This window comes from Lyngbya sp. CCY1209, assembly GCF_035615495.1.
GTDB lineage: Bacteria > Cyanobacteriota > Cyanobacteriia > Cyanobacteriales > Microcoleaceae > Limnospira.
In genome coordinates this window covers 1-7474 of record NZ_JAJENU010000144.1, presented here as the reverse complement: position 1 = coordinate 7474, position 7474 = coordinate 1, and the positions used below count along the sequence as shown (strand labels likewise).

At 51.3% G+C, this 7474-nt stretch carries 5 protein-coding genes; all 5 read left to right on the top strand.

The features are described from left to right. Window positions 1-281: 281 nt before the first annotated feature. The 5 genes from LKE08_RS01645 (at window position 282) to LKE08_RS01625 (ending at window position 7399) form a co-directional block, all read left to right on the top strand. The gene (locus tag LKE08_RS01645; protein WP_324702449.1) at window positions 282-1568 is read left to right on the top strand and encodes a Glu/Leu/Phe/Val dehydrogenase; all 1287 of its coding nucleotides are present in this window, start codon (window positions 282-284) and stop codon (window positions 1566-1568) included. 241 nt (window positions 1569-1809) lie between these two features. Beyond that, window positions 1810-2886 (top strand): class I SAM-dependent methyltransferase, encoded by a 1077-nt coding sequence (locus LKE08_RS01640; protein ID WP_324702448.1) that lies wholly within the window; start codon window positions 1810-1812, stop codon window positions 2884-2886. A 389-nt stretch (window positions 2887-3275) separates the two neighbouring features. Further along, complete coding sequence (locus LKE08_RS01635) at window positions 3276-4607, top strand: site-specific DNA-methyltransferase (RefSeq protein ID WP_324702447.1); 1332 nt, start codon at window positions 3276-3278, stop codon at window positions 4605-4607. Window positions 4608-4740: 133 nt separating this feature from the next. Continuing rightward, a complete protein-coding gene (locus LKE08_RS01630; protein WP_324702446.1) occupies window positions 4741-5685 on the top strand; it encodes a GNAT family N-acetyltransferase in 945 nt (314 codons plus the stop codon). A 145-nt stretch (window positions 5686-5830) separates the two neighbouring features. After that, window positions 5831-7399, top strand: a complete 1569-nt coding sequence (locus LKE08_RS01625) for a glycosyltransferase (protein ID WP_324702445.1) — start codon at window positions 5831-5833, stop codon at window positions 7397-7399. Window positions 7400-7474 lie beyond the last annotated feature (75 nt).

Sequence of the window (7474 nt, the reverse complement as noted above, 5' to 3'; positions counted from 1 at the left end):
AGCTTGGGAATTGATTCCCAAGCGGTCTGGATGTCTCACCCTCCGCTCCCTCCGCTCCCTCCGCTCCCTCCGCTCCCCCGCCCACACCCCATTCCCAATATCATTAAGCTAAATTGAAAACTGTAACAATTTTTACAAAATTTTGTTTTTATTAACTTTTTTGAGTTAGGCTACAGATAAGAGGAAATCAGGCTGGGGATCAAGGAATTGGGCATAACATACGAGGTTACTGCCCGACATCTATCTCCAGCCTGGATCATTCAAAAGAGGTTTAACCAATTATGGTTGTATCATCCCTGCAGACCACCGAGGCACCGACTCCGGCCTATATTTGTCCGTTCGATCGCACCTGCAGCTATCTGAACCAAGCCGCGGCCGAACTCGAAATGGACGACAACATCCGGGTGATACTGGAACACCCCCGCAAAGTCGTGACCGTCGCCATACCCGTCCGCCTCGACAGCGGGAAAGTCCAAATTTTCGCCGGACACCGGGTCCAGCACTGCGACGTGCTCGGCCCCTACAAGGGCGGGACCCGCTACCACCGGGCCGTCACCCTCGCGGAACTCTCCGCCCTGGCCATGTTGATGACCTGGAAATGTGCCCTGCTGGGGATTCCCTACGGCGGCGCCAAGGGGGGGATCGCGATCGACCCGGCCCAATACAGCGACGGCGAAATCGAACGCCTCACCCGCCGCTACGCCAGCGAACTGATCAAAGACATCGGACCAGCGATCGACATTCCGGCGCCCGACATCGGCACCTCCTCCCGGGAAATGGCCTGGATGATGGACACCTACTCCATGAACATGGGCCACGCCGTCCTCGGTGTCGTCACCGGCAAACCCCTCTCCATCGGCGGTTCTAAGGGCCGCGACATGGCGACCGGACGGGGGGTCATGATTGCCGTCCGGGAGGCCTTGATGGAGCTGGGACAGACCCTAGAAGGCGTAAAAATTGCCATCCAAGGATTCGGCAAAGTCGGCGGCGCCGCCGCCCAACTCCTCCACCAAGCCGGCGCCAAAATTATCGCCGTCTCCGATGCGTCGGGAGGGGTATTCGCCTCCGAGGGGTTAGATATTCCGGCTTTATCAACCCATGTAGCGGCGAATAAAACGGTGGTCGGATTTCCCGGCGGCGAACCGGTCACCAATGCGGAATTGTTGACGCTTCCCTGCGATGTCTTGATTCCGGCGGCATTGGAAGATCAAATTACCGAAGAAAATGCCGATCGCATCCAGGCAAAATTGGTCGCCGAAGCTGCCAACGCTCCCATCACCTTGGTCGCCGACCAAATGCTAGAATCTCGGGGGATTAAGGTATTGCCCGACATCCTCGCCAACGCCGGCGGCGTGGTCGTCAGCTATCTGGAATGGGTGCAAGGTCAGTCCTTCCTATTCTGGGACGAAAAACGGGTGAACCGGGAGATGGAAAAACTGATGGTTCAAGCCTACCACCGCGTCAGCCAGCGTTCCCAAGAACAGGGCGGCGACCTGCGGCTGGCGGCTTATACTTTGGGAGTCGGTCGGGTCGCCCAAGCGATCCGCGATCGCGGCTTGTATCCTTAATCGGTTGTAGGGTGTAGGGTGTAGGGTGTAGGGTGTAGGGTGTAGGGTGTAGGGTGTAGGGTGTAGGGTGTGGAGGCAACCTTATAGGGTTACCAATTACCGATTCCCCATTCCCGATTCCCCATTCCCGATTCCCCATTCCCGATTCCCCATTCCCCATTCCCTATCCCCTACTCCCTTCCAGATCGAATTGTGATTTAATATCGCTTAGATCTGTTTTGTTTCAATCTCAAACTCGGCTATGACCCCAACTCGACCCCTCGAAACCCTCGGCTGTCTGGGCAAAGTGACGATAGAAGGCGACATGGTGCGTTTGAAAGGCTGGGCCGCGTCTTGGGGGGCGGGTTCCGTCACCCATTTTCGCGTCACCATCGGCGGCGTGGAAGTTCCCGAATTGCGGATTGAGAAAAACCTGCCCAGCGACGACGTGCGACAGTTATTCCCCAGTTTGGATGATGCCGGAAACGCCCGTTTTCTGATTTACATTCCCCTCAGTTGGGTTAAGGAAAATAACCTTTTGGATTCCCTCGTCAAACTGACCCCGGTTTTTGCAGGTGGCGAGGGAGACGTATTATTTGGATTTTTGGAACCGTCCCTCCCCGTCCCCGAAAAAAGCGATCGCGTCGGCGTGGGGGGCAGTTTCAAATTTGTGGCGGGGGACTTTTTGGGGCACTTCGTTAACAAAGCCGATTTACAACCCGGGGAAGCCGTTTTGGATGCGGGGTGCGGCGTCGGACGCATCGCCTACGGGTTGGCTTACTACCTCGATGATAGCGCCCGCTACGAGGGGTTTGATATCGTCCCCCACTGGATCGATTGGTGTCAGGAAGTCATCCGCGATCGCCGTCCCAATTTTAACTTTTGCTGCGCCGATCTGTACAGCGATCGCTACAATCCCGGCGGCAAAATGAAGGCGGATAATTTCATCTTTCCCTACGATGACGACCCATTCGATTTCGTCCTTTTGACCTCCGTTTTTACCCACTTATACGCCCCCGCAACCCGAAACTACCTGCGGCAGGTGGCGCGAGTTTTGAAACCGGGAGGGCGGTGTTTATGTACATTTTTCCTATTAAATGAAGAGACAAAAAACCTGATCGAAGCCGGTCGCAGTTCCCGCAATTTTGCCCATCAAATTGACGAAAGCTTTGTCGATCATTTGGATAACCCGGAAGATGCGATCGCGCACCCGGAGGCGTCGGTGATGGAGTGGATAGCCGAAGCGGGTTTGGCGGTGAAGCGGAAGGATTACGGGATGTGGTGCCGCCGCAACCGTTCCGCGAGTTATCAGGATATGCTGGTTTTGACTCGTTTGTAGTAAAATCAATCAAACTATGTAGGGTGCGTTCCCACCCCATCCATCATCACTCAAACGCGATCGCCCGGTTGACTTTGTTTTATTGTATAATAAAAATCCCGTCGCAGTGGGCTTGGCAAGATACGATTCTGACCGGGGTGGCGCACAAGAAGACGATCGCACGGGTCAATATCGAGACTGTGCCAATGAAGTGCTCGGATATGCTCGAACGAAGGGATTCAATCTGAAAGTGATTTTTCTGAATGACGGCCCCGGGTTACTTCTGGGTTCAATGTGGCGAGATTATGCCCACCTTGAGGATTCTTGGAGTGGTCAAGTTAAAGTGGTCACTCTCCGAATGTTTCCAGAACGCATAACCATGCAGTGGCTGCTCTCTTAAAATCTGAAATATGGCAACAGGAATTCCCCAAAAAGATCGATCCGCTTCTAATCTTGGCGTCAACCTGGTATATGAAGGCAAAAAAAGCGAAGATGAGATTTTGAATGGCGACTTCGTTCAATATAAAACCGTTTATTCGCCTTCATCCGACAAAAGATTATATTTTGGCGATAGTTTGGACGTTCTGCGTTTGCTGGCTTCGGAACCGGAAATCTGCGGAAACGTTGATTTGATTTACATCGATCCACCATTTGCCACACAAAGTCACTTCCTATCGCGAAAACAGTCGAAAGCCTACGAAGATACTTTGACGGGTGCCGCTTTCGTGGAGTTTTTGCGCGATCGCATTTTACTATTACACAAACTCTTATCCAATACCGGATCGATTTATTTGCATCTCGACGAAAAAATGGTTTTCGAGATGAAATTGATTATGGATGAAATTTTCGGTTCTTCAAATTATCGAAATTTGATCGTCCGAAAAAAATGTAATCCCAAAAATTACACCCGCAAAACTTACGGCAATATTGCGGATTTTATCCTATTTTACACGAAATCAGAACGCTACACTTGGAATAAACAAACCGTCCCCCTGTCGGAAAATGGAAAAAAAGAGTATCAGTACATCGAGAAAGAAACCGGGCGAAAATTTATGAAAGTTCCCATCCACGCACCCGGTGTCCGCAACGGCGAAACGGGGAAACCCTGGAGAGGAAAAATGCCCCCACCCGGCAAGCATTGGCAGTATCCCCCGGCAACCCTCGACGAAATGGATGCGAGGGGCGAAATTTTTTGGTCGAAAAATGGCAACCCGAGACGGAAAGTTTATCTGGATGAACATCCGGGTGTCGCCGTTCAAGATATTTGGTTGGAGTTTCGAGACGCTCACAATCAAAATATTAAAATCACCGGATATCCGACAGAAAAAAATCCAGATTTGCTGAGACGAATTATCGCCGCGTCATCCAATCCGGGGGATCTCGTTCTCGACTGTTTTGCCGGTTCCGGGACGACATTGGCAGTGGCGGACGAAATGGGACGAAATTGGATCGGTGTTGACAACAGCATGGAAGCATTAAAAACGATCCTGAATCGTTTTGAACATGGAGTCAAACCGATGGGTGATTTTGTCGAAAAAACGAGTTTATCTCAAAATGATGGTTATATCCAAAAGACATTATTTGATAGTGTAGATTTGGATGAATCACCGGCAGAAAATTGCCTCGCATCGTGGCATCCTACAATAACTGATTTTTCAATTTTTTTGCCCGATCGCTCTCTCCCAGAAGCCGAGAAAGTGGTCGAAAATTGGAAAGATAGAAAGATCGAAAAAACGGATTGATATAATGTCGATTGATCGGGTGAGGTATAGTGGTGGAGTCAAAGTCCCCCTTGTGAAGGGGGATTTAGGGGGATCGTTCAGATCTCATTAGAGAGAAAACCGCTATAGACAATCCGAATCAGGAGAAACTCGTATGAATGTCTCAATCCGACTCCTCCAAAAACACGAAATATCGATCGCGGACTCTATTTTTAGACTCGCCTTCGGAACCTTTGTCGGTTCCTCCAAGCCGGCGGAATTTTTTGGCGATCGCAATTACATCGAAACCCGGTTCAACATCGATCCGAGGGCGGCATTTGTCGCCGAAGTTGACGGACGAATTGTCGGTTCAAATATCGCGGCGAATTGGGGGAGTGTCGGCACTTTCGGACCCCTCACCGTCCACCCCGACTACTGGGATCGAAAGATTGCCCAAAGTTTGGTTGAAGTGGCGATCGCGAAATTTTCGGAATGGGGAATCCGACAGGCGGGTTTGTTCACCTGTCCCAATAGTCCGAAACATCAATTATTATATCACAAATTCGTATTTTATCCCCGATTTTTAACGTTCGTGATGGGAAAATTTATTGAAACTGATAATCCCCAAGATGTTGAGTTTGTGCGATATTCTGCATTGGATGAAAACGGGCGATCGCGATCCCTCAAAGACTGTTACAACCTCACCGATTCGATTTATCCGGAATTGGATGCATCGCGGGAAATCCGATCCGTTTACAAACAAAACTTGGGGGATACTATTTTATTTTACGATAGCATCGGTTTGGCGGCATTTGCGGCGTGCCATTGCGGGGCGGGTAGCGAAGCGGGGGCGGATAGATGTTATATTAAATTTGCGGCGGTGCGTCCCGGAACACACGCGGCGGACAATTTTGAACGATTACTCACCCGCTGCGAAGCCTACGCAAAAACTCAAAATCTCTCCCGTCTCGTCGCCGGGGTGAATACGAGTCACGCCGAAGCCTACACCCGGATGATTTCCCGGGGTTTCCGCACGGAAACGACGGGTGTCGCCATGCACAAACCCAACGAACCGGCATATCATATATCCGATATTTTTGTATTGGATGATTGGCGATAATTCGGGAGAGTTGGAATCACCCCACCCAACCCTCCCATTCCGAAAAGTAGGGGCCCCTGGCTTGCGCCCAGGGGAATTGATTCCCGGGCGGTTCGGACTGCTATAAAATATTGGAGATGGCGTTATCGACGGTGGGGTTGGCGAATTGAGTGGCGAATTATTGCAGGTGTTGCCCGCTGATGCCCGGATTGTTATCGAAATTGGCGATAATCCTGGCGGGACTCTCAAAACGGATTACGGGCGGATTAATCCCCAATGCCGGTATTTGCAAATTTCACCCGATTCGGACTTGACAACCGGCGCGATCGCTGCTGAAATAGGTAACGTAGATGTTTTGGTGTACAACTGTACCCCATTCGATCGCGTCCGGTTCGCCCAACTGCTACCGCATCTGACTCAGTGGTTGAAACCGGGGGGGCAGGCGATCGCACTTTTGCCCAATTCCCAATACTGGCGTTTACAACCGGGAGAGGCGAAACCCGGTTTGACGCTGCCGGAAATCCGATCGCATTTCAATCAAGCTGGGTTCTACATTTACGAAGTGCGGACGAGGGGCGATCGCGATCCGGAATTTCAGTATTTTCTAGAACGGATTCGACCCCAGCTTTTATCCTCCGGCATCGATATCAAACCATACTCCGCCCAGATTCTATCACCACAATATCTGATCCGGGCGATCAAGTCAACCGAGCCGCCCCGCCGCCTGTTAATTCAAACCGCAATCATGGCACCGACGGGGTGCGATCGCATCCGAGTTTTGAACCCCGATCGCTTCAGCGTCACCATCCCCGGAACCCGGGTTTTTTCCACCGTCAAATCTGCCCGCATCATACCAACATTACCACAGGAAGAAAAAGTTTTCATCTGGCAGCGCACCATCATGTCCTACCGGGAACATCTCCCCATCCTCAGACGCCTGCTGCAAGAAGGTTATTTAATCGTCGCCGAAATTGACGACAACCCCCTCCGCCGCCGCGAATATGCCGACAACCGCTATCTCAGCTACCGGGGATGTCACGCCGTGCAAACCTCCACAAAACCGCTGGGTGTCTTCCTGCGACAATTCAACCCCAACGTCGCCGTCTTCGGCAACCACCTCGCCGAACTTCCGCCGCCCCGGAATGATCCGGAAACCCCGGAAGTGACATTATTTTTCGGGGCGTTAAATCGCGAAAAGGACTGGCAACCGATCATCCAATCCATCAATAAAATATTGCGGAAATATCGAACAAATATCCGCGCCAAAGTCATCCACGATCGCCGCTTCTTTGAAGCCTTAGAAATGACGCAAAAAACCTTCGAGCCCTTCTGTCCCTACGATCGCTATCTGGAAATCCTGCGAACCTGCGATATCGCCCTACTCCCCCTGACTCCCGATCCCGTCAATTTGATGAAATCCGATTTAAAATTTATTGAATGTGCGGGTAACGGCGTGGCAGTCCTGGCAAGCCCCACGGTCTACGAACACTCTATTATACCAGAAAAAAGCGGATTGATCTACCGAACCATCCGACAATTTGAAACCCACCTCGATCGCCTCATTTCCGACCGAGAATTCCGCCAAACTATCGCCGCCAACGCCTACAACTGGGTGCGCGATAATCGCCTGTTATGTCAGCATTATAAACGGCGGCGGAACTGGTATTTACAATTGCGCGATCGGCTCCCCGAGTTGAACCGAGAACTGCAACAACGAGTCCCCGAACTATTTTGATCCCCCTAAATCCCCCTTACAAAGGGGGACTTTGAGTCCGGATGTCAAACTCTCAAAAAACCGGAACCGATACAG

What these genes read in the sequence shown, in the direction of transcription:
- LKE08_RS01640 (WP_324702448.1), top strand. Translation starts at nt 1,810, where the DNA reads ATGACCCCAACTCGACCCCTCGAAACCCTCGGCTGTCTGGGCAAAGTG.
- LKE08_RS01630 (WP_324702446.1), top strand. Translation starts at nt 4,741, where the DNA reads ATGAATGTCTCAATCCGACTCCTCCAAAAACACGAAATATCGATCGCG.
- LKE08_RS01635 (WP_324702447.1), top strand. Translation starts at nt 3,276, where the DNA reads ATGGCAACAGGAATTCCCCAAAAAGATCGATCCGCTTCTAATCTTGGC.
- LKE08_RS01645 (WP_324702449.1), top strand. Translation starts at nt 282, where the DNA reads ATGGTTGTATCATCCCTGCAGACCACCGAGGCACCGACTCCGGCCTAT.